The following is a 20824-nucleotide window of genomic DNA, read 5'->3' as shown; positions in this document are numbered from 1 at the left end:
ATCCGCATGCATGCGCCATCGTTCTCGCGCATGAATTGAACACCGTTCACAGCGCGGCCAAGCCGGAGACATTCCTATGACGCTAACCCGCGACGTGGCGCTGGTGCCCGAGCAGTCCGCCGTGATTTTCATCGATGTCCAGAACTTCTCGGCCCATCGCAAGGGTGCCGAGTTCGCCGATCTGAACGACGCCGAATTCGAGCGGCAGTATGGCTGGTTTTTCGGCGAGCTGCGCAATCGCATTGTTCCCAGCATGCAGCGTCTGCAAGAGGCATTCCGGAACCACGGCATCGAGGTGATGTACACCACCATCGAGAGCCTGACCAAGGACGGGCGTGACCGCAGCCTCGACTACAAGATCACCGGCTTCAACGTGCCCAGGGGCTCGTGGGACGGCAAGGTCATCGACGAGCTTGCTCCCGGCGACGACGAAATCTGCCTGCCCAAGTCGTCATCATCGGTCTTCGTCTCCACCCATATCGACTACATCCTGCGCAACCTCGGCGTCCGGCAGCTGGTCATCAGCGGCATCCTCACCGACCAATGTGTCGAAAGCGCTATCCGCGATGCCTGCGACCTCGGCTACCTGGTAACCCAGGTGACCGACGCATGCGCCACCTACACCAGCGAGCGGCACTCCAATTCGCTGAACACAATCAAGGGTTATTGCCGCCAGATAACGACCGACGCGCTGATTGCCGAATTGGAAGGAACGAGCCGATGAGCGATGCAGCCAACGAAGTCTGGAGCCGGATCGACTCTGATCGGGACTATGTCGTCAGTCTGGCCCGGGACCTGGTCAGGATCCCTTCCGTCAATCCGAAGTTCCAGGTCGAGCAAGGCATCAATCGCGAAGCCGATGTCCAGCGTCTCCTCGACGGTCACCTCAAGGACCTCGGTTTCGAAACGCGGAGCTGGGATGTCTTCCCCGAGCGGCCGAACCTGATCGGTGAATGGGACGGCTCCGACGACAAGAGCCTGATCCTGTGCGGACACATCGACGTTGTCCCGGTCGGCGACACAAGCCGCTGGGCGCGCGATCCTTTTGGCGGAGAGATCGCCGAAGGCAAGCTCTGGGGGCGTGGCGCCGTTGACATGAAAGCTGGCGTCGCAGCCTGCGTGGCGGCGGCACGCGCGGTGAAACAGGCCGGCATCAAGCTGGAAGGCCGGCTGGCTATCCACAGCGTCGTCGATGAAGAAGCCGGCGGCTTCGGCGCCATGGATCTGGTGAAGCGTGAAAAGCGGCTCGCCCGGCGTGCGATCGTCGCCGAGCCGACATGGGGCAATATCGTTCCGGCCGAAGGCGGCCTGACCTGGGTAAGGGTCACCATTTTCGGCAAACAGGCTCATGCCGGCTGGCGCTTCAATTCGATGTGGCCGCAACCGCATGTCCAGGGTCGTCTCGAGCCTGGCGTCAATGCCATTGAGCTCGGGACGCGTTTCCTCATGGCCTTGCGCGACTTCGAGCAATCCCGCTGCCGCGACAACTGGCATCCGTTGACGCCGGCTGGCCTTGCCACGATCAATCCCGGTGTCATCCGCGGTGGCGCCGGCCTCGGGCCCGATGGCACGCCGCAGATCATGACCAATGCAGCGATCATTCCAGACGTCGTCACCATCGACCTCGACTACAAATTCATGCCTCAGGAGCGGTTTGAAGACGTGAAGGCGGAATTCGAGAATTTCGTCAGCCATTTCGCCCAGACGGACGCCTGGATGCGCGATCATCCCCCGGCGATCGAATGGGATCTGTTCGGGCTGAACTTCCCGCCGATGAACACACCCGTCGATCACCCTCTGGTCTCTTCGCTCGCCGAACGGGCCCGGCATGTACAGCGCAAGGCGCCCGAAATCAGAGGCTTCGAAGCCGTCACCGATGCCGCCCACTATGCCGGTGCGGGTGTGGTGCCGGTGATCTACGGGCCGGCCGGCGACGGCTTCCATGGCGACAATGAATGCGTGGAGATCGAAAGCCTGATCGAAACGACGAAGGTGATCGCCGCAGCGATCATCGACAATTGCGGAACACGCTAGAGCAAATCCGGCGGAAAGGGCGCAGCGTTTGGCGTCCGGAATTGCGCAAAAACAAAGAGTTAAACCTCTCCGCGGTTCCGTGAAAAACGGAACCGCTCCAGACATAAAAACGGCAAGGGGAACGACATGCTGACAAGACGAATTTTCATGGGCGCGGTCTCCGCGCTCGCACTGGCTGCCTCAACCGCTTTCGCCAGCGCCGACGTGATCAAGCTGGGCATTCTTGCTCCCCTCACCGGGCCTGCTGCCGCGGACGGCCAGGAAGTGGCCAACGGCGTCAAACTCGCCGTGGAAGACCTCAACAAGGCTGGCGGCATCGCCGGCCACACTTTCGAAGCTGTCGTTGCCGATGTCGGCGACGCCAGCGCCGACAAGGTCGCCACAGCGGCCGAACGCCTGCTCGGAGACCAGGCGACGGGCGCCATCTTCACGGGCTACGCATCCACCAGCAACTTTGAAATCGACATGATGGCCGAGCAGGACATGATCTATCTTGTCTCCGGCAACTCGCAGCAGACCAAGGACATCGTCTCGCCCGACCCTTCCCGTTTCACCACGGTGTGGTCACTGACGCCGTCCTACGATGCCTACAACACCGAGATCGTGCCGGTCATCGACGAACTCGCCACGAGCGGCAAGCTGAAGCTGCCGAACAAGAAGGTGGCGCTGGTGGCATCCGACAATCCCTATTCGAAGGGTATCGCCAACGGCATGGCCGAGGCCTTCAAGGCCGCCGGCTGGGAAGTGACGCAGAATGACCTGCTGCCCTTCGGCGAGATCAATGACTGGCGGGGGTTCCTGGCCAAGGTGCGGCAGGATCCGCCGGCTCTGCTGATCAACACCGACTACGTCTCCGCGAACGCCGCGACCTTCATGCGGCAGTTCATGGAAAATCCCACCAACAGCCTCGTCTTCATCCAGTATGCACCGTCGGTGCCGGAATTCCTGGAGCTGACCAAGGAGAAATCCTCGGGCATCGTCTACAACGCCCTCGGCGGCCCGGTGCGCGCAGCCAGCAACCCGCGCGCCGACGAAGTCATCGGCAAATACAAGGCCGCATACAATGTCGAGCCCGGCTCCTATGGCGTCATGCTCTACGAGCAGGTGATGCTCTATGCCGACGCCCTGGCCAAGGTCGGCGATCCTGCCAAGCGCAAGGAAATCGGTGCCGAGATCGGCAAGGCCGACAAGCAGACAGCCATGGGGCGCACACGATTTGACCCGGCCACGCACCTCGCGGTCCAGGGCAAGGACGGAATGCCGATCCAGTTCTATCAGATCCAGGACGGCAAGCGCGTGCTGTTCTATCCGAAGGAATATGCGAGCGGCGAGTTCAAGCAGCCGGTCTGGATGAAGTGATCCAGCAGGGCCGCGCTCAGAAAAACAAAGGGTTGGAGCGTTTCCGTGAACGACGGAAACGCTCCAGGCGCGGCACTCTCTCCATCGAGCGACACGCATGAGCGAAAACATTCTCGAGATCGCCGGAGCCTGCAAATTCTTCGGCGGGTTGAAAGCAGTCAACGACGTCAGCTTCACCGTCGCGCGCGGCGAAATCCTCGGCATTGCCGGCCCCAATGGATCCGGCAAGAGCACCTTGTTCAACCTGATCACCGGCGTCCCGTTCGGACCGACGGCAGGCGAAGTGCGTTTCATGGGCGAGCGCATCGATCGCTGGCCGGCGCATCGCATCTCGCGGGCCGGCCTCGTCCGCACATTCCAGAAGGATGCCGAGTTCCCGGCACTGTCCGCGGATGAAACCTTGCTGGTCAGTGCCACCTACAATGGCCGGCTGTCCCGCGCCCAGGCCGAAGCCCGCATCGACGATGCCCTGCGCTCGGTGGATTTCGGTCAGACGCGCCGCTCGATGCCGTCGCGCGAATTGTCCGTCTATGAAAAGAAGCAGCTCATGATCGCCTCGGCCCTGATATCCAAGCCGGCCCTGCTGATGCTGGACGAGCCCGCTTCGGGACTGACGAAACCTGAGATCCAGCGGCTCGACGATCTGCTGATGGCCGTGAACAGAAGCGGCGTGACCGTACTCCTCATCGAACATGTGCTCAGCCTGCTGCTGTCGGTCTCGCAGCGTCTGATCGTGCTCAACCAGGGCAGCGTCCTGGCCGCCGGCGACCCGCACGATGTCGTCAGGAACCCGCAGGTGATCGAAGCCTATCTTGGGGGACGCAGCTGATGCGGCGACTTCTCGACATCACCGGCCTGGAAGCAGGATATGGCGCCGCCCGCGTCCTGAACGGACTGTCGGTCCACATCGACGAAGGCGAGTCGATCGGCCTGTTTGGACCGAACGGCCACGGCAAGTCGACGTTGCTCAGGACCATTTCCGGGCTGTTGCGCCCGACTGCAGGTTCCATAACCTTCGAAGGCAACGACATCACCAGCCAACGCCCGCCGGCAATCGTGGCGGCAGGCCTCATCCATGCACCGCAAGGCAACACTCTGTTCGGCACCATGCGCATCGCTGAAACACTGGAGCTTGCAGCCTTCAGCAAACGCGCCAGGGCGGAAGCCGCCCGGCATATCGATGAGGTCTATGCGCTGTTTCCACGTCTTGCCGAGCGCAAGCAGCAGTCTGCCCGCACACTGTCGGGCGGCGAGCGCCAGATGCTGTCGATCGGCTGCGCATTGATGTGCGCGCCGCGCCTGCTGATGCTTGACGAGCCGACGCTGGGGCTTTCCCCGCGCCTCAAGGAAGAGCTGGCTGGTGCCATAGCCAAGATCTCCAAGACCGGCGTGCCGCTGATCGTCGTCGAGCAGGACGTCGAGTTCCTGCTGTCGCTGACCGATCGCCTCTATATGGTCGAGCATGGCGAGGTCGTGCGCGAGATCAGCAGCGCGAATGCACCCGACCACGAAGAGGTGATGCGCCTCTATTTTGGTGCGGAGGGAGCACACTGATGGAAGCTCTTCTCGCAACGCTCGTCTCCGGTCTCGTGCTTGGCTCGCTCTATGCCTTGATGTCGAGTGGCCTCAGCCTCGTCTGGACCACGCTGGGCGTCTTCAACTTCTCCCATGGCGCACTGATGATGGTCGGGGCGTTCATCGCCTGGACTGTCAGCGAAGTCCTCGGCCTGGGGCCGATCGTCGGCATCCTGTCGGGGACGCTTGCCGCCGGACTTATCGGTGTCATCATCGAACGCCTGCTGGTCCGGCCGTTCTACAGCAACCGCAACATGCTCCTGATCACCGCCATGACCACGCTTGCCGCCATGGTCATCCTCGAACGCGGCGCGCAGATGATCTGGGGCGCACGGTTGAAGCAACTGCCGCGCCTGATCCCTGGCGAAGTGCAGATCCTGGGCACCACCATCTCGGCGCATGAAGCCCTGCTGATCGTGCTGGCACCGCTTATCCTGGTCGCCTTGTGGCGCTTCACGGTGATGACCAATCGCGGGCGCAGCCTGCGAGCAGTCGGCCAGAACGGCGATTCGGCGGCGCTTCTCGGCATCGACGTGCCCGTAGCCTTCGCGTTGGCGTTCGGCATCTCGGCCGCGCTGGCGGGGCTCACCGGCGCCTTGCTCGGCTCGATTCGCTTCATCACGCCGACGATGGGCAGCGAGCCGCTGACCAAGGCGATGATCGTCGTCATCTTCGGCGGGCTGGGCAATCTCGGCGCGACCGCTGGAGCGGCCTATCTCATCGGCTTCATCGAGGCATTTCTGATCTTGGGACTGGGCCTCTACTGGACGCCCTTCGTGCTGTTCCTCTTGATGATCCTGGTCCTGCTGTTCAGGCCGAACGGCGTGTTCGGAGGCAAATGATGGTCAGCAAACCTCAACTCCTCGCCATCCTGGCCCTGTTTGCAGCGCTTGCCGTCGTGCCGCTGTTCGTCACGGACAGCTATGTCAGGCACCTGTTCATCATCGCTTTCGTCTACGCCGTCATCGCCTCGAACTGGAACCTCAGCCTCGGCCATTGCGGCGTCTTCAATTTCGGACACCTCACCTTCTTCGGTATCGGTGTCTACACCGCCGCGATCGCCAGCAAGACGTTTGGCGTCAATCCCTGGGTTGCCATGCTGCTCGGCGGCGGCACGGCCGCCCTCTCGGCGCTGCTGCTGGCGGCGCCGGTTGCGCGACTGAAGGGCATTTATGTCGTGCTGGTCACCTTCGCCTTCACGCAACTCGTGCTGCAGCTGGTGCTCAGCCAATCCCAGATCACCGGGGGCGCGGAGGGCATGGTCCGCCTGCCCTTCCTGGAACTGGGCAGCTACAGTTTCCTGAAGGATTTCAAGTTCGGCTATTACTATGTCGGCCTGGCGCTGCTGGCGTTTTCCTGTCTCTTCCTGGCGCTCGTCAGCAACTCCTCCTTCGGCAAATCACTCAAGGCAGTCCGCGATGCCGAGGATTATGCCGCGGCACGCGGCATCTCCGTTGCCCGCCAGCGCATCCTGGCCCTGACGCTGAGCGCCATCTTCACCGGCATCGCCGGCGGCTTCTACGCGATATACCTGCGTGTTGCCTCGCCGGAAGTCTTCGGCTTCGGAACGCTGTCGCTTGCCCTGTCGATGGTCCTGATCGGCGGCGTCAACACCGTCTTCGGACCGGTGCTTGCCGCGCTGGTGCTCACCTTCGCCACCGAGGCGATGGCTGGTTTGCAGGGTTTCGAGGATGCCCGCTTCATCGTTATCGCCGTGGCAATGATCCTGGTCCTCAGGCTGGCGCCCGAGGGGCTGGTGGAGCTTCTGGGCAAGCTGCGGTTATCGACGCGCGGCGCACGGACATGATCGCAGCCCGGACGGAATAGTTGGAGGAGACGAAAGATGACCAGATCGCCGATCGACAACAGCCTTGTTGAGGAGGCTACGGCCTGGCGCCGTCACCTCCATGCCCATCCCGAGACAGCCTTCGAGGAAAAGGCAACGGCCGATTTCGTCGCGGCGAAACTGGAGGAATTCGGCATCGAGGTACACCGGGGTCTTGGTGGAACAGGCGTGGTCGGCACGCTGAAGCGCGGCACCAGTCCCGCCACGGTTGGCCTTCGCGCCGACATGGATGCGCTCTTCATCCAGGAAGAAAACACCTTCGAGCACCGCTCGACGATTGACGGCAAGATGCACGCCTGTGGACACGATGGCCACACCGCCATGCTGCTGGCAGCGGCCAGCCATCTCGCCAGGAACGGCGATTTCGACGGTACCGTGCGCTTCATTTTCCAGCCCGCCGAGGAAACGGGCGACCAGCATTGCGGCGGCAATGCCATGGTCAAGGATGGCCTGTTTGAGAAATTCCCCGTCGACGCGATCTTTGGCATGCATAATTTTCCTAATGTCCCGGCCGGCCGCTTCATGATGCGAACCGGACCGATGCTCGCATCGATCGACACCTTCGAATTTCATGTGCTGAGCCGCATCGCGCATCCTGCGACGCAATTCGCCGTCGCGGATCCTCTGCTGACAGCTGCCGCGATCGTGCAGGAAATGCACATGTTCAAGGCGCGTTACCTGAACCCGGCCGAACCCGTGGTGCTGTCGATCACGCAATTCCGCAGCGGCGACCCGAACCACCGTCAGGGCGTCCACGTCACGCCGGACGAAGCGGTCGTTCGCGGCACTCTGTACACGCTCAACGACAGCGTTCGCGACGCCTTCGAGGCAGGGCTGGAGAAGATCGTGCGCAACGCCACCGAAGCGGTCGGCGCAGGGCACAAGTTCATTTTCGAGCGCGGTTATCCCGTTCTTCGCAACACCCGGACAGAAACGCAGTTTGCCGCCTCGGTCGCGGAAGAGGTGGTTGGCGAAAAACTCGTCGATGACGAGATGCAGCCGATCATGGGTGCGGAGGATTTCGCCTTCATGCTTGGCGGCGTACCCGGCAGCTATGTGTTCCTCGGCTCAGCTCGCGAAGGCGAGGCGGCGCCGCGTCCTCTGCACACCGCCGAATACGACTTCAACGACGACATCATAGCGACCGGAGTGCGTTACTGGACAACGCTGGCGGAACGCTATCTGGCCGAAACGCCAGGGCGGCACTAGAGCAATTCCAGGAAAAGTGTGTAGCGGTTTTCCATCCGGAATTGCGTTAAAATAAAGAGTTAGAGCGTTTCCGCGTTTCCGTGAAAAACGGAAACGCTCTAGACCGAATTCAACCGGCAGAGCGTGTCTTCAGGCGGCGCCCTTGGCGCCGCCTTGCTTCTTGTCCGCCCTGAGCAGCATGCCGAAGAGGTCGCGCGGTTCGTCGGGATCGGCGAGCAGGTCGAGTTCCTCATAGAGGCCGGTGGCCTGCAGCTGGTCGCGCACATAGCGCAGCGCCGAAAAATCCTCGGTGGCGAAGCCGACCGAATCGAACAGCGTGATCTGCTTGTCGCTGGTGCGCCCGGCTGCCTTGCCCGCCATCACCTGCCACAGCTCGATCACCGGATGATCGCCATCCAGCTGCTGGATCTCGCCCTCGATGCGCGTCTGCGGCGGGAACTCCACGAAGATGTCGGAGCGCAGCAGGATGTCGCGATGCAGCTCGGTCTTGCCAGGGCAGTCGCCGCCGACCGCGTTGATGTGCACGCCCGAGCCCACCATGTTGTCGGTCAGGATCGTCGCATACTGCTTGTCGGCCGTCACCGTGGTGATGACGTCCGCTCCCTCCACCGCCTCCTGGCCGGAGGCGCAGATGGTGATGTCGAAGCCCATGCCGGCGAGGTTCTTCGCACAGCGCTTCGAGGCCGACGGATCGATGTCGTAGAGCCGCAGCCTGTCGATGCCGGTGATGGCCTTGAAGGCGATGGCCTGGAATTCCGACTGCGCCCCATTGCCGATGATGGTCATGGTGCGGGCACCCTTCGGCGCCAGGTACCTCGCGACCAGCGCCGAGGTGGCTGCTGTGCGCAGCGCCGTCAGGATGGTCATTTCGGTCAGCAGCATCGGATAGCCCGAGCCGACATCGGCGAGCACACCAAAAGCGGTCACCGTCTGCAGGCCCTCGCGCGTGTTCTTCGGATGACCGTTGACATATTTGAAGCCGTAGAGCCGGCCGTCGCTGGTCGGCATCAGCTCGATGACGCCGTCATGGCTGTGCGAGGCGACGCGCGGCGTCTTGTCGAACAGTTCCCAGCGACGGAAGTCCTCTTCGATATAGCTGGCCAGTTCGGTCAGGAAGCGCTCGACCCCGATGGCCAGCACCAGCTTCATCATGGAATCAACGCTCACGAACGGAACGATGTTCAGCTTCGCTGCGGTCATGCCGCGGTCTCCTTGTTTTTGCGCGTGAACCGCGGCGTCAACTGCGATGGGAATTGTGTTTCCGCATCATGGCGGCGAGTGCGGGATTGGCCTTGTCGAGCGCTTCGATGGCAGCTGCGGTGTCGTAAAGCCGCTCGTCCTGTCCCATCTTGAATTTGGCTTCCAGTCGCGTGATCGGCATCTCGAAGCCGACCACGTGCGGCAGACGCCGCTCCATGCCGCCCGGGCCAAGTTCGCGCATCCGCCAGCGGTCGGGTCGGTCCTTCTCCAGAACCTCCACCAGTTCCAGAAGATGGCGTGCGGTCGTCGCCGTGTCGATCGGCACCGGCCTGCCGTGGCAATGAACGACCGCGAAGTTCCAGGTCGGAGCACTGTCGCGAACCGGATTGTGCGGGTACCAGGACGACGAGATGTAATCGTGCGGCCCATTGAAAACGGCAACGGTTTCGTGCCCCTGGATCAGCGAGGCCGCATGCGGATTGGCGGCAGCCAGATGCGACACCAGCGTCCCGTTCTCTCCCCTTCCCGGCTGCAGCACGAAGGGCAGATGGGAAACCATCAGCCCTTCGGGGGCAGCGGTCACGATCGTGGCAAAGACCACCGCCTCGATCAGACCAAACACCTCGCCTCGAGACAGCGGTGCGAATTCCGGCTTGGTGTACACGATGCCAGTGGACCTCAGCTTCTCTGGACGCGCACGGCCGGAATGAGACCCTGGGGCCGGATCAGCAGCACCGCAATGACACCGGACAGCACGATGGCATCCCTGTAGGGCGCGATGGCTGCCGGCAGCGTCGCCTGCAGCAGGACCTCGGTCACGCCGAGCAGAAAGCCGCCGGCCACCGCTCCCGGCAGGCTGCCCAGCCCGCCGACGACGGCGGCTATGAAAGCCTTGAGCACGGGAGTGAACCCCATCAGCGGATCGACCGAGGCACGGCTCGCTACCCACAGCATCGCCGCCAGCCCGGCAAGCAGGCCGGACAGGAGGAATGCCGTGGCGATGATGCGGTTGGCGGGAATGCCCATCAGCCGCACGACGTCGAAATCCTCCGCTGCCGCGCGCATCGCCGTACCGGTCACGGTGCGCCTCAGGAAGAACTCCAGCGCGATCAGCGCCAGGATGGAGACGACGATTGAAATCGTCGGACCGACGCCGATGGTGAAGTCACCGATCGAGAAAGCGCCGGTCATCCAGCTGGGTATGGCGACAGCCTGCGGGCGCGCCGACACGCCATTCTGGAAGATGACCTTGAGCAGGCCCGAGACGGCGAAACTGGTCAGCAGAAGACTGGTGACGCTGGCGCCACGCATCGGCCGGAAGGCAACACGTTCCATCGCCACCGCGGCGACAGCCGCGCAGATGACGGCAAGCAGCACGGCTGCTGGAAATGGCACGCCGGCGATGAGGGCTGCCAGAAGCGCATAACCCGTCAACGTCATCAGCTCGCCATGGGCGAAATTGATCAGACCGACGATGGAGAAGACGATGGCCAGTCCGAGTGCCAGCAGCGCATAGACGCCGCCGAGGCTCACTGCATTGATGATCTGTTGCGCGATCATGGTCAGGCTCCGAGATAGGCTTGGCGCACGAGATCGGAACTGGCGAGTTCAGCGGCCGTGCCTGTCAATACGACTTCACCATTGGCGAGCACCGTGGCACGGTCGGCGATTTCGAGCGCGAGCGCGACGTTCTGCTCGACCAGAAGCACCGTCAGCCCATTGCTGCGGAGCTGCGCGATAAGGTCGAACACGGTGTCGATGATTTGAGGGGCGAGCCCGAGCGACGGTTCGTCGAGCAGGATAAGCTTGGGCCGCGCCATGAGGGCGCGCGCGATCGCCAGCATCTGCTGCTCGCCGCCGGAAAGGTTGCCACCCTTGACCTGATGGTAGCGGCGCAGGATCGGGAAGAGCTCGAGCATCTCCTCCTCTCGCGCCTTCGCCTCAACGGCGGTCTGATGTACCGCGCCACCGAGGCGCAGATTCTCGGCCACGGTCAGGCTGGCGAAGATGCGCCGCCCCTCCGGCACCAGTGCCACGCCGCGACGTGCGATCGCCTCGGCTGGCATATTGGTGATGTCCTTGCCCTCGAGCAGCACCCTGCCGCCGGCTGCCGGCACCAGCCCGGCGACGGCACCGAGCGTCGAACTTTTACCGGCACCATTGGCACCGACCAGTGCGACGATTTCACCGGCGCCAACCGAGAGGTCGACGCGGCGCACCGCCTCGACCTCTCCGTATCGAATTCTGAGGGCTTCGACGCTCAGCATGGTGTCACGGTGCCGGAACGTCGGCCGCAGCCGGCACGACGGTTTCGACATATTTCGGCTCGCCGCCTTCGTAGCGCATCAGCACAACCGGTCGCAGCGGCATGCGGTCGGTGCCGGCATAGGTGATCTTGCCGGTGATGCCCTCGAAGTCCTTGAGATTGGCGATGGCATCGCGGATCGCCTTGGGATCGTCCGACCCGGCGGTCTTCACGGCCTGGTCGAGGATCAGGCCGATCTCGTAGCCATTGACCTCATAGGTGGATTCCGGCGCATGGCCGGCGTGTTTGGTGAAGGCAGCATTGAAGGCCTCCAGCTTGCTGCCGGCTTGCGGATAGCCGGCAGCGGTGTAGACAACACCGTCGACCAGCTTGCCGAGCGCCTTGATGGTCGGGGTTCCGATCGCGTCGGCACCATAGACCGGAATGTTGATGCCGGCACCGCGCAATTGCTGGATGAAGGCCGGGAAATCCGGCTCATAGGCCGCCGTCATGATCAGGTCGGGCTGCTCGGCAAGACCCTTGATGTTGGTGATCTCGGCGGAGAAGTCCGGCTGGTTCATCGTGAAGGTGCCGCGGCCGACGATCTTGCCGCCCTTCTTCTCGAACACCTTGCCGAAATACTCCGGCAGGTTGGCGACATAGGTCGCGTCGGGCGATGTCAGCAGGAAGACCTTGCGCTTGCCTTCGGCAATGGCGAAGTCCGCGACGGCGGTCGCCTGCAGATTGTCGGCCGGATAGGTGCCGAACATCACGTCTCCGACCGCCTGGGTCAGCACCGGTGCCGAGCCACAAAGCGTCAGCGAGGGGATACCGAGCGGCTGGGTAAGCTGGCCGGCCGAGATCGACGGGTCGGCATCGCACGGCGTGATCATGATCTTGGCGCCGGCGTCGATCAGTTCCTGCGTGACGGTGGCCGTCTGCGCGGTGTCGCTGCGCGTGTCCTTGATGATCAGGTTGACCTTGTATTTGCCGGCAAGCCCGCCCTTGGCATTCAGCTCGTCGATCGCCATGCGCAGACCAGCCAGCGCCGGCTGGTCGTAGGGTGCAAGCCCGCCTGTCTGGGCGGTCGCCGCGCCGATGATGATCTCCTCCGCGAAGGCGGGGGCGGCCGTCATCACGGCGATGGAGGATATGGCTGCCAGTAATGCTGTGCTCTTCCGAGTAAGCCTCATGTGAGTTCTCCCATTGGATGTCCGGTTGTTCTTGTTCATTGGACGTCGTTCCCCTGGCGGGCGCGTGCCGTGCGGCTGCCGAGATAGGCGGCCACGACCGCAGGGTTGTTCTGCACTTCCGAAGGTGTGCCATCGGCGATCACGCGACCGCGATCGACCACGACGATGCGCTCGCACAGGTTCATCACCAGCCGCATGTCGTGTTCGATGAGGATCACACCGATATGCCGTTCGCTGCGCACAGCCGCGAGGATCGACACGAGCTCCGCCGTTTCCACTGCGTTCATGCCGGCTGCAGGCTCGTCGAGCAGCAGGAAGCGCGGCTTGAGCGCCAGCGCGCGCGCCACCTCCAGCCGACGGCGCTGGCCGTAGGCGAGAGAGGCGGCCGGCCGGTCCGCGAAAGCCTCCAGCCCCATGCGCGCGAGTTCGTGTCGGGCGGCGGCCTCGGCGGCGGCGAGACCCGGTTCCACTTCGCGTGCGGCCACGACGACGTTCTCAAGCACTGTCATGCGCGGGAAGACGCGGATGTTCTGGAAGGTGCGGGCGATGCCGGCACGGGCGAAACGGAACGCGCTTGCCCGCCGCGCCGGTACCCCGACCGAAACGCTGCCGGAACTCGGCGTGACATCACCGGCGATCATGTTGAGCAGAGTCGTCTTGCCCGCGCCATTGGGCCCGATGATGCCTGTGATGCTGTCGGGCTGGAACGCAAGCGTCACGTCATCGACGGCCACGACGCCGGCATAGCGGCGCGACAGGTGTTCGACGGAGATCGGCCCGCCTGTAGCACGCACTGGATCGACGGCCGCCGCCGAACTGACGGGATTCGCCTTCGGGCCGGGGCGGCGCAGCAGGTTGAGTTCGTGGTCACCGAACAGCCCGGTCGGTCGCCGCCAGATGACGAGGATCATGGCCACCGCCAGCACCCCTTGCGTGAGGCCGAACAACACCGGCATCTGCAGGCCGAGCACCTCGCCACCGCCTTCGAAACGGCGAACCACCTCGACCACGAGTACCGTGACGACAACGCCGGCGAAGGCGCCGAGCGAGGACGTCATGCCGCCGACGATCAGCATGGCCAGCATGGTGAAACCGAAGTCGAAATAGAAATCCTTGGGCGAGAATGCGCCAAGGAATTGCGCCATCATGGCACCGGCTGCTGCGGCGGCCACGGCACCCATTACCCAGGCGGCCAGCCGCGCGATGCGGTGGTCAACTCCGACGGCGGCGGCGCCGCGTTCGTCGTCGGCGGCCGCGCGCGCGGCAAGACCGAAGGAGGTCTCCCGGAACAGCCGTGCCGCCACGATCGCCATGGCCGCGATCACGACAGCCGTCCACAAACCCACTTCGCGCGGCACGCCATAGAAGGGCTGGCTGCCTCGCGTGATCTCGCGGCCCGCGACCAGCAAAGTGTAGACGATGATGAGCAGGGCAAGCGTGGCGATCGAAGCACTGGATCCCGAAAGCCTCAGCAAAGGCGTACCCGTGATCAGGCCGACCAGCATCGCCAGCACCAGCACCACCACCAGCGCCGCGAAAAAGGACATTTCATATCCGGCCAGGAACTGCGGCAGGTCGCGCAGGGCGGTGCGCTGCAAGGCGGCCGGCAAGGTCAGGATGCCCGTGGCATAAGCGCCAAGTCCGACAAAGGCGGCATGGCCGAAAGAAACGATGCCGGTGTTGCCGGAGAATATCTGGAGGCCGAGCACCGCCGTCAGCATGATTGCCGCATAGGTGACCACACGCTGCATGGCGGCATTGCCGAAAAGGTAGATCGCCAGCGCCGCCAGTATCAGCGCGGCGATCATCGCCAGCGCATCGACGCCGGCATTGCGGAATGCCGCCGGCAGGACCGAACGGGACGTGCTCTGCTCCATTGTCATGACCGCCATCACACGGCTCCGAAACGGGTCGGGGAAAACGGCGCCAGAATAGGCTGGGCATCATGCAGCGCCAGCTTGCCGACCGCCTCGCCGACAGCCGGCCCGGTCTTGAAGCCGTGCCCGGACGAGCCCGCCGAAACGAGCAGCCCTTCGACCCCCGGCATGGCGCCGATCACCGGCAGATCGTCCGGACTCATGTCGTAGAGGCCGGCATAGCCGGGCCTGATCCCAAGCTCCATCATCGCCGGGACGCGGGAGGCAAAGGTCTCGAGAATATCGACGGACTCGGCCTCCTCGACCCCCTCCATGTAATTGTCCGGGTCCTCTACCAACCTCGGGCGGATGGTCTCCTCGTGCCGCACCCCGGTGCCACCGCCGGCCCATGTGCCGGCGAGGATCACGCCATCATTGTCGGGTCTCGCATAGTTGCGGGAAATGTCATCGCACCAGGCCCAGGGCATGACCTGGCGCGCCTTGCCGTCGGCATTCAACACCGCCATCGGATGGCGTTCGACATGCAAAGGCAGGTCGAGCGAGGCCGTTGCCAGCAGGCGGCGTGTCCACGGTCCGGCGGCGAGGATGACCCTGTCGGCCTCAAGCACGGTTCCGTCGGCAAGCGTTACGCCGGTGATCCGGTCGCCCGCGCGCAGCAGCCTGGCAACCGGGGTGTTCTGCAGGATCCGGGCACCGCGTGCGCGCGCTGCCCGGGCTATCGCATTGGTGGCGCCGAAGGCGTCGGCATAGCCATATTCCGGCTCCCAGATCGCAAGTGCCACGCCCTCGGAGGCAAAGCCGGGGGCTTCGGCAGCGAATTCGGCAGGAGTTAGCGTTTCCATGCGGGCACCCTCGCCGCGGATACGCTCCGCGGCCGCGGACCAGCTTGCGGCATTCTCCTCGCCGCAAACCCACATCATGCCCACCTGCGTGACGAAGGATCCTTCCTGCGCGATCTCCGGAAGGTCGACCAGGATCTCCCGCCCACGGATCGCGAGCTGCGACAGTTCCGGCATCAGGTAGAAGGCATGCAGAAGCGCCGACGACTTGCCCGAAGGCCCGCCTGCGGGATGCGTCTGCTCGATGAGTGTTACCCGGGCGCCTTCGCCGGCGAGGTACATCGCGGCGCTCGATCCTACGATCCCGGCGCCCACGATGATGATGTCATCGCCATTCTTCATTCGTCGTTCCCCACAGTCTGTCGCTGCTTTACGGCCAGCTAAGACGACATCGAGAGCGATGTCAATATTTCTTCATTCTTGACCGATAATTCCGTTTCTGTAATAAACTCTGCAACGATAAAAAGAACGGCCAGGGGAGGCAGATGGCGATACGCGATGTTCTGATGCGGCAGGATCTGGCGCTTACTCCTTCCGAGGAGAAGATCGTGCGCCTGCTGCTCACGGACTATCCGGGCGCCGGTCTCGGCAGCGCCTCAAACCTCGCCCGCCGCGCCGGGGTGAGCGATCCCACCGTGGTGCGGCTGGCTGTCAAGCTCGGCTACGAGGGCTATCCGGACCTCCAGGCAAAGCTGCTGGCGGAAGTCGAAGCGAGACTGCATTCGCCGCTGCTGATGATGGAAGCCAAGCGTCCATCAGGCTCGGAAGACAACCCTATCCTCGCCTATCTGGCCTCGGTGGACGAGGCGATGGGAAAGGCCGCGAGCATCACGCCGCTGACCACCTACGACCGCACTGCCCGCCTGATCATGGAAGCCAAGGGCGAGATCGTGCTGGTCGGCGGGCGCTTCAGCCGCCACGTGGCGGGCATGTTCGCCGGATACCTGCTGCAATTCCGGCCGAATGTTCGCGACATCGGCGTCCTTTCCAGCCAGTCCCTGGACATCATCGCCGACCTCGGGCGCAAGGACGTACTCGTCGTTTTCGACTATCGCCGCTACCAGCTCGACGTCGTCTCGTTTGCCCGACAGGCGGCCGCACGCGATGTGCGCGTGGTGCTGTTCACCGACCAATGGCTGTCGCCGGTCGCGGAATTCGCGGAGACGACCATCGTCAGCCCGCTTGAGGTCGCCTCTCCCTACGACACGCTGGCGCCGGCCATCGCCCAGATGGAAGCGCTCACAGCCCATATTCTCTCGACCCTGGGAGACGAGGGCCGCGCGCGCATCGAGCGTCTGGAGGAAGTACGGCACGCCAACGCCGTCACCCTCGACGAGCCGTCGCAGGATGGTGCCAGGACAACCCCCGGACCGAAATCACCAAGGCAGGACCGCAAGCAATGACCCAACCCCTTCCCAGGCGCGACGAACCCTTTCGGCGCGGCGAAACCGCGCTCCTGCTCGTCGACATGCAGCGGATATGGCTGGAGCCCGGTGCAGACCCCGACCATCCGGAACTTGGCCCGGATCACTACTTCTATCGCCAGACGGCGACCGAGACGATCCCCAACCAGGAGCGGTTGCTGAAAGCGGCACGCGCCAACGGCGTCGAGGTATTGCACACCATCATCCAGAGCCTGACCGAGGACGGCCGCGACCGCTCGCTCGACCACAAGCTCACGCCTATCCATATCCCGCCAAGCCTGCCGGAAGGGCTGCCGATCGCACCGCTCGCTCCTCTCGGTGACGAGATCATGCTGCCCAAGACCTCGTCCGGCATCTTCAATTCGACCAATGTCGACTATCTGCTGAAGAACCTCGGCATTCGCTATCTCATCGTCGTCGGTGTCCTCACCGACCAGTGCGTCGACATGACCGTGCGCGACGCCGCCGACCGCGGCTATCTCGTCACCTGCGTGTCCGACGCCTGCGCCACCCGCACGCAGGAACGCCATGACATCGCGCTCAAGGCGTTCGGAGGGTACTGCTGGGTTACCGATACCGACACCGCCGTGGCCCGCATCGAAGCGATGGGGAAGGCCGCATGACGACGCCTGTCGAACCCCTCGTCGCCGTCGTCACGACGGATCTCGCAGCGATCACGCGCGGCCGCTCGGTGGCCGAAAGCCGGCTGGACAAGGTCGCCGCCACCGGTGTCGGCTGGCTGCAGGCCAACCTGTCGCTGACGCCGTTCAACTCCATCGTCTTACCCAATCCCTGGGGCTCGTCGGGCGACCTGCGCCTCGTTCCCGATCTCAAGGCGCGCTTCCGCACTGCGCTGACCGGCTCGGCCACGCCATTCGACATGGTGGCCGGCAACATCGTCGAACTCGACGGCTCGCCATGGCTGGGTTGCACCCGCACCATGCTGATCGATGCGCTGTCCGAGCTGAAGGCCGCGACCGGCCTCAGCCTCACGGGCGCCTTCGAGCAGGAGTTCCAGATTTCCGGTGCCGATTTCGCGCCTGCCCATTCTCTGTCTTTCGCGGCGCTGCGGCGCGCCGACCCCTTCGCGCCGACGCTGATGGCTGCACTGGAGGAAGCCGGCGTTGCACCGGAGGTGATCATCGCGGAATTCGGCGATGAGCAGTTCGAGGTCACGCACGCCCCGGCCGACGCGCTTGTCGCCGCCGATCGCGCGGTGGCGATCCGCGAGATCACCCGCGAACTTGCCCGCAACAACGGCTGGCACGCGACCTTCGCGCCGAAATCGGTGCCGGATGGCGTCGGCAACGGCGTGCATATCCACTTCAGCTTCACCGACGCCGCCGGCAAACCGGTGACCTATGACGCTGCCAAGCCGGGCGGCCTGTCGGATATTGCCGGTGCCTTCTGCGCGGGTGTCCTGAAGCATCTGCCGGCAATCACCGCGCTCACGGCGTCGAGCGTGCCTTCCTTCTACCGGCTGAAGCCGCACAGCTGGAGTTCGTCCTACACCTGGCTGGCCGACCGCGATCGCGAAGCTTCGCTGCGCATCTGCCCGACGGTGACGATTGGCGGACGCGATCCGTCGCGCCAGTACAACATCGAATATCGCGCCGCCGATGCCACCGCCAACCCGTATCTGTCCATGGCAGCCATCGTGCGCGCCGGGCTGGAAGGCATCAAGGCCAGGCTCGTCACGCCGCCGTTGGTGACTGGCGATCCAGAACAGATGACCGAGGCGGAAAAAGCGAAGCTTGGCCTGAAGCGGCTGCCGGAAAACCTTCCCGCGGCACTGGATGCCCTGCTCGCTGACGAGACAGTCACCGGGTGGTTCGCGCCGGTTTTCATCGAGACCTTTGTCGGTGTCAAACGCCATGAATCCGAACGTCTCGCCGGGCTCGACCCAATCGGCGTGTGTGATCTGTACCGAAAGCTTTACTGATTATGGATGCCGAACCCGAACACGACTGGCCACAGGCCGTCGAGGTGCTCAACGCGGACGGTCGTTCTGGTATCGTGCTGCTGTGCGAACATGCGTCCAACCACATGCCGGCCCGCTACCACGGCCGGGCCTGGACGCACCGCATCTGCAGCGCCATATCGCCTGGGACATCGGTGCGGCGGAGGTGACACGACGTCTGTCGGAGCGGCTCGATGCGCCCGCTTTCCTCGGCAACTATTCGCGCCTGCTGATCGACCTCAACCGGCCGATCGGCTCGGAGGGCAGCATGCCGACGCGCTCCGAGGATACCGACATTCCGGGCAATGCCGGCGTGGATGACACTGAAAGGGCACGGCGTGCGGCAATCATGTTCACGCCGTTCCACGACGAGGTTGCGCGTCATCTCGATGCCCGCCAGGCCGCCGGGCGGCCGACGCGTATCGTCACGATCCATTCCTTCACACCGGTTTTTCTCGGCGAAAGCCGTCCATGGCACGCCGGCGTGCTTTATGACCGTGCCGCGGCGCTGGGCGAGGCTATTCTCGACGGCCTGCGTGTCGACCCGTCGCTCAATGTCGCGGCCAATGTTCCTTACGTCATCAGCGAAGACGCCGACTATGCTGTTCCGATCCATGGCGACCAGCGTGGCATCGAGGCTGCTCTGGTCGAGATACGACAGGATCTGCTGGCCGACGAAACCGGTATCGAGGAATGGGCCGGAAGGATGTCCGCGGCGATCGCACACATGCAGGAGGCTTTGGGATGAGCAATCTCGGCCTGCGCGAGCGTGACGCACGGGCGATTGCCGAAATAGGGCGGCTGCGTTTCTCGCCACTTTCGCTCGTTGGCGGCCGTGGCAACCGGCTGATCGAGGAAGGCGGCCGCGAAGTGCTAGACCTGTCTGGCTCGGCAGGCCCCGCGCTGCTCGGCTACGGTCATCCCGCGATCGTCGAGGCGGTGGAGAAATCCATTCGCAACATGGCTGGCGCCAGCCTGCTGCTCTACCCGAATGAACCGGCTGTGTCCCTGGCGGAGAAGCTGCTGGCGGTCACGCCGGGCGAAGGCGAGCGCCGCGTCTGGTTCGGCCATTCCGGGTCCGACGCCAACGATTGCGCCTTGCGCGTGCTGGCTGCCGCCACCGGCAGGCCACGGTTCATCTCCTTCATCGGTTCCTACCATGGCAATCTCTCCGGCTCGATGGGCATCAGCGGCCACACCGCCATGACCCACACGCTGCCGAGGCCCGGCGTGCTGTTGCTGCCCTATCCCGACCCTTACCGGCCACGCTTCAGTGCCGAGGCCGTGCTGTCCATACTCGACTACCAGTTCGAGACCACCTGTCCGCCGGATCAGGTCGCGGCTGTCTTCATCGAGCCGCTGATGTCGGACGGTGGCCTGATCGTGCCGCCACCGGGGTTTCTCAAGGCGCTGCAGGAGCGGTGCCGCCGGCATGGCATCAAAATCGTCGTCGACGAGGTCAAGGTCGGCCTGGCCCGAAGCGGCCTTATGCACTGCTTCGAGCATGAGGGCCTGACGCCCGACATGGTGGTGTTCGGCAAGGCGCTGGGTGGCGGCCTGCCATTGTCGGCGGTGATCGGGCCGAAAGAGATCATGGATCACGCGCCGGCTTTCGCCCTGCTGACCACCGCCGGCAACCCCGTCGCGACGGCGGCCGGCGGCGCGGTGCTCAAGGCAATCGAGGACGAGCATCTGGCGGAACGCTCTGCACGCATCGGCAAGCTCTTCGCCTATGGTCTGCGCAAACTGGCCGACCGGCACGAGATCATCGGCGAAGTCCGCGGCCGCGGCCTCGCCATCGGTGTCGATCTCGTCGTCGACCGCGACACACGCGAACCGGTGCCTGCGACCACAACGGCCAAGATCATCTACCGCAGCTACGAACTGGGCGCGGCCCTGACCTATGTCGGCCTGAAAGCCAACGTGCTGGAATTCATGCCGCCGCTGACCCTGACCGAGGACGAAGCCGCCGAGGGCGTTGCCATCGTCGACCAGGCCATCAGCGACGTCATCGCCGGCAAGGTCGCCGATGCCGACGTCGCTTCCTTCATGATGTGGTGAGG

Annotated in this window: 20 protein-coding genes; 13 read left to right on the top strand and 7 right to left on the bottom strand. The window is 64.0% G+C overall.

Annotated elements, in window-relative coordinates; genetic code table 11:
• Positions 1-76: 76 nt before the first annotated feature.
• From ACFJIU_RS03590 to ACFJIU_RS03555, 8 genes are all read left to right on the top strand, one after another.
• Positions 77-724 carry an isochorismatase family cysteine hydrolase gene (locus ACFJIU_RS03590; RefSeq protein WP_379067567.1) on the top strand — a complete coding sequence of 216 codons (648 nt, stop codon included), beginning with the start codon at positions 77-79 and terminating at the stop codon, positions 722-724.
• On the top strand, positions 721-2034 hold the full coding sequence (locus tag ACFJIU_RS03585) for a M20 family metallopeptidase (protein ID WP_379067565.1): 1314 nt from the start codon (positions 721-723) through the stop codon (positions 2032-2034). Before ACFJIU_RS03590 ends, ACFJIU_RS03585 begins: the two co-directional genes overlap by 4 nt.
• Before the next feature lie 126 nt (positions 2035-2160).
• Positions 2161-3393, top strand: a complete 1233-nt coding sequence (locus ACFJIU_RS03580) for an ABC transporter substrate-binding protein (RefSeq protein WP_379067563.1) — start codon at positions 2161-2163, stop codon at positions 3391-3393.
• Between the two features lie 97 nt (positions 3394-3490).
• A complete protein-coding gene (locus ACFJIU_RS03575) occupies positions 3491-4222 on the top strand; it encodes an ABC transporter ATP-binding protein (protein WP_379067561.1) in 732 nt (243 codons plus the stop codon).
• Positions 4222-4947 carry an ABC transporter ATP-binding protein gene (locus ACFJIU_RS03570; RefSeq protein WP_379067559.1) on the top strand — a complete coding sequence of 242 codons (726 nt, stop codon included), beginning with the start codon at positions 4222-4224 and terminating at the stop codon, positions 4945-4947. The genes ACFJIU_RS03575 and ACFJIU_RS03570 overlap by 1 nt, the downstream gene beginning before the upstream one ends.
• The gene (locus tag ACFJIU_RS03565; RefSeq protein ID WP_379067557.1) at positions 4947-5810 is read left to right on the top strand and encodes a branched-chain amino acid ABC transporter permease; all 864 of its coding nucleotides are present in this window, start codon (positions 4947-4949) and stop codon (positions 5808-5810) included. Before ACFJIU_RS03570 ends, ACFJIU_RS03565 begins: the two co-directional genes overlap by 1 nt.
• The gene (locus ACFJIU_RS03560; protein WP_379067555.1) at positions 5810-6775 is read left to right on the top strand and encodes a branched-chain amino acid ABC transporter permease; all 966 of its coding nucleotides are present in this window, start codon (positions 5810-5812) and stop codon (positions 6773-6775) included. Before ACFJIU_RS03565 ends, ACFJIU_RS03560 begins: the two co-directional genes overlap by 1 nt.
• A gap of 36 nt (positions 6776-6811) precedes the next feature.
• A complete protein-coding gene (locus ACFJIU_RS03555; RefSeq protein ID WP_379067553.1) occupies positions 6812-8023 on the top strand; it encodes an amidohydrolase in 1212 nt (403 codons plus the stop codon).
• A gap of 129 nt (positions 8024-8152) precedes the next feature.
• On the opposite strand, the gene ACFJIU_RS03550 is transcribed toward ACFJIU_RS03555, so the two are convergent.
• Genes ACFJIU_RS03550 through ACFJIU_RS03520 form a run of 7 tightly spaced genes read right to left on the bottom strand, consistent with a single transcriptional unit; the run spans position 8153 to position 15719 of the window.
• On the bottom strand, positions 8153-9223 hold the full coding sequence (locus ACFJIU_RS03550) for an ornithine cyclodeaminase (RefSeq protein ID WP_379067551.1): 1071 nt from the start codon (positions 9221-9223) through the stop codon (positions 8153-8155).
• A gap of 37 nt (positions 9224-9260) precedes the next feature.
• A complete protein-coding gene (locus ACFJIU_RS03545; RefSeq protein WP_379067549.1) occupies positions 9261-9887 on the bottom strand; it encodes an FMN-binding negative transcriptional regulator in 627 nt (208 codons plus the stop codon).
• Positions 9888-9901: 14 nt separating this feature from the next.
• On the bottom strand, positions 9902-10783 hold the full coding sequence (locus ACFJIU_RS03540; RefSeq protein WP_129413762.1) for a branched-chain amino acid ABC transporter permease: 882 nt from the start codon (positions 10781-10783) through the stop codon (positions 9902-9904).
• A gap of 2 nt (positions 10784-10785) precedes the next feature.
• Positions 10786-11490: an ABC transporter ATP-binding protein gene (locus tag ACFJIU_RS03535; RefSeq protein WP_379067547.1), complete on the bottom strand. Its 705-nt coding sequence runs from the start codon at positions 11488-11490 to the stop codon at positions 10786-10788.
• Positions 11491-11494: 4 nt separating this feature from the next.
• Entirely contained in the window at positions 11495-12661 is a 1167-nt protein-coding gene (locus ACFJIU_RS03530) for an ABC transporter substrate-binding protein (RefSeq protein WP_379067545.1), read from the bottom strand.
• 35 nt (positions 12662-12696) lie between these two features.
• Positions 12697-14553 carry a branched-chain amino acid ABC transporter ATP-binding protein/permease gene (locus ACFJIU_RS03525; RefSeq protein WP_379067543.1) on the bottom strand — a complete coding sequence of 619 codons (1857 nt, stop codon included), beginning with the start codon at positions 14551-14553 and terminating at the stop codon, positions 12697-12699.
• Positions 14553-15719, bottom strand: coding sequence for an NAD(P)/FAD-dependent oxidoreductase (locus tag ACFJIU_RS03520; protein ID WP_379067541.1), 1167 nt, complete (start codon positions 15717-15719; stop codon positions 14553-14555). Before ACFJIU_RS03520 ends, ACFJIU_RS03525 begins: the two co-directional genes overlap by 1 nt.
• Positions 15720-15862: 143 nt before the next feature.
• Here ACFJIU_RS03520 and ACFJIU_RS03515 point away from each other — a divergent pair, with 143 nt between their 5' ends.
• From ACFJIU_RS03515 to ACFJIU_RS03495, 5 genes are read left to right on the top strand one after another with little or no spacing between them, the layout of a single operon-like run.
• Positions 15863-16780 carry a MurR/RpiR family transcriptional regulator gene (locus tag ACFJIU_RS03515; protein ID WP_379067539.1) on the top strand — a complete coding sequence of 306 codons (918 nt, stop codon included), beginning with the start codon at positions 15863-15865 and terminating at the stop codon, positions 16778-16780.
• Entirely contained in the window at positions 16777-17424 is a 648-nt protein-coding gene (locus tag ACFJIU_RS03510; protein WP_379067537.1) for a cysteine hydrolase family protein, read from the top strand. Before ACFJIU_RS03515 ends, ACFJIU_RS03510 begins: the two co-directional genes overlap by 4 nt.
• The gene (locus ACFJIU_RS03505; protein WP_379067535.1) at positions 17421-18743 is read left to right on the top strand and encodes a glutamine synthetase; all 1323 of its coding nucleotides are present in this window, start codon (positions 17421-17423) and stop codon (positions 18741-18743) included. The genes ACFJIU_RS03510 and ACFJIU_RS03505 overlap by 4 nt, the downstream gene beginning before the upstream one ends.
• A complete protein-coding gene (locus ACFJIU_RS03500) occupies positions 18676-19509 on the top strand; it encodes an N-formylglutamate amidohydrolase (protein ID WP_379067533.1) in 834 nt (277 codons plus the stop codon). The genes ACFJIU_RS03505 and ACFJIU_RS03500 overlap by 68 nt, the downstream gene beginning before the upstream one ends.
• Positions 19506-20822 (top strand): aspartate aminotransferase family protein, encoded by a 1317-nt coding sequence (locus ACFJIU_RS03495; protein WP_379067531.1) that lies wholly within the window; start codon positions 19506-19508, stop codon positions 20820-20822. Before ACFJIU_RS03500 ends, ACFJIU_RS03495 begins: the two co-directional genes overlap by 4 nt.
• Positions 20823-20824: the final 2 nt, after the last annotated feature.

Origin of the sequence: Mesorhizobium sp. UC74_2, assembly GCF_042701485.1 — a bacterium.
GTDB lineage: Bacteria > Pseudomonadota > Alphaproteobacteria > Rhizobiales > Rhizobiaceae > Mesorhizobium.
Note: the sequence above shows the minus strand (reverse complement) of the source record. Positions and strands in the feature narration are given on the sequence as shown.

What these genes read in the sequence shown, in the direction of transcription:
- ACFJIU_RS03565 (WP_379067557.1), top strand. Translation starts at nt 4,947, where the DNA reads ATGGAAGCTCTTCTCGCAACGCTCGTCTCCGGTCTCGTGCTTGGCTCG.
- ACFJIU_RS03585 (WP_379067565.1), top strand. Translation starts at nt 721, where the DNA reads ATGAGCGATGCAGCCAACGAAGTCTGGAGCCGGATCGACTCTGATCGG.
- ACFJIU_RS03575 (WP_379067561.1), top strand. Translation starts at nt 3,491, where the DNA reads ATGAGCGAAAACATTCTCGAGATCGCCGGAGCCTGCAAATTCTTCGGC.
- ACFJIU_RS03590 (WP_379067567.1), top strand. Translation starts at nt 77, where the DNA reads ATGACGCTAACCCGCGACGTGGCGCTGGTGCCCGAGCAGTCCGCCGTG.
- ACFJIU_RS03550 (WP_379067551.1), bottom strand. Translation starts at nt 9,223, where the DNA reads ATGACCGCAGCGAAGCTGAACATCGTTCCGTTCGTGAGCGTTGATTCC.
- ACFJIU_RS03520 (WP_379067541.1), bottom strand. Translation starts at nt 15,719, where the DNA reads ATGAAGAATGGCGATGACATCATCATCGTGGGCGCCGGGATCGTAGGA.
- ACFJIU_RS03525 (WP_379067543.1), bottom strand. Translation starts at nt 14,553, where the DNA reads ATGGCGGTCATGACAATGGAGCAGAGCACGTCCCGTTCGGTCCTGCCG.
- ACFJIU_RS03495 (WP_379067531.1), top strand. Translation starts at nt 19,506, where the DNA reads ATGAGCAATCTCGGCCTGCGCGAGCGTGACGCACGGGCGATTGCCGAA.
- ACFJIU_RS03560 (WP_379067555.1), top strand. Translation starts at nt 5,810, where the DNA reads ATGGTCAGCAAACCTCAACTCCTCGCCATCCTGGCCCTGTTTGCAGCG.
- ACFJIU_RS03555 (WP_379067553.1), top strand. Translation starts at nt 6,812, where the DNA reads ATGACCAGATCGCCGATCGACAACAGCCTTGTTGAGGAGGCTACGGCC.
- ACFJIU_RS03535 (WP_379067547.1), bottom strand. Translation starts at nt 11,490, where the DNA reads ATGCTGAGCGTCGAAGCCCTCAGAATTCGATACGGAGAGGTCGAGGCG.
- ACFJIU_RS03570 (WP_379067559.1), top strand. Translation starts at nt 4,222, where the DNA reads ATGCGGCGACTTCTCGACATCACCGGCCTGGAAGCAGGATATGGCGCC.
- ACFJIU_RS03515 (WP_379067539.1), top strand. Translation starts at nt 15,863, where the DNA reads ATGGCGATACGCGATGTTCTGATGCGGCAGGATCTGGCGCTTACTCCT.
- ACFJIU_RS03505 (WP_379067535.1), top strand. Translation starts at nt 17,421, where the DNA reads ATGACGACGCCTGTCGAACCCCTCGTCGCCGTCGTCACGACGGATCTC.
- ACFJIU_RS03500 (WP_379067533.1), top strand. Translation starts at nt 18,676, where the DNA reads ATGAATCCGAACGTCTCGCCGGGCTCGACCCAATCGGCGTGTGTGATC.
- ACFJIU_RS03510 (WP_379067537.1), top strand. Translation starts at nt 16,777, where the DNA reads ATGACCCAACCCCTTCCCAGGCGCGACGAACCCTTTCGGCGCGGCGAA.
- ACFJIU_RS03530 (WP_379067545.1), bottom strand. Translation starts at nt 12,661, where the DNA reads ATGAGGCTTACTCGGAAGAGCACAGCATTACTGGCAGCCATATCCTCC.
- ACFJIU_RS03580 (WP_379067563.1), top strand. Translation starts at nt 2,161, where the DNA reads ATGCTGACAAGACGAATTTTCATGGGCGCGGTCTCCGCGCTCGCACTG.
- ACFJIU_RS03540 (WP_129413762.1), bottom strand. Translation starts at nt 10,783, where the DNA reads ATGATCGCGCAACAGATCATCAATGCAGTGAGCCTCGGCGGCGTCTAT.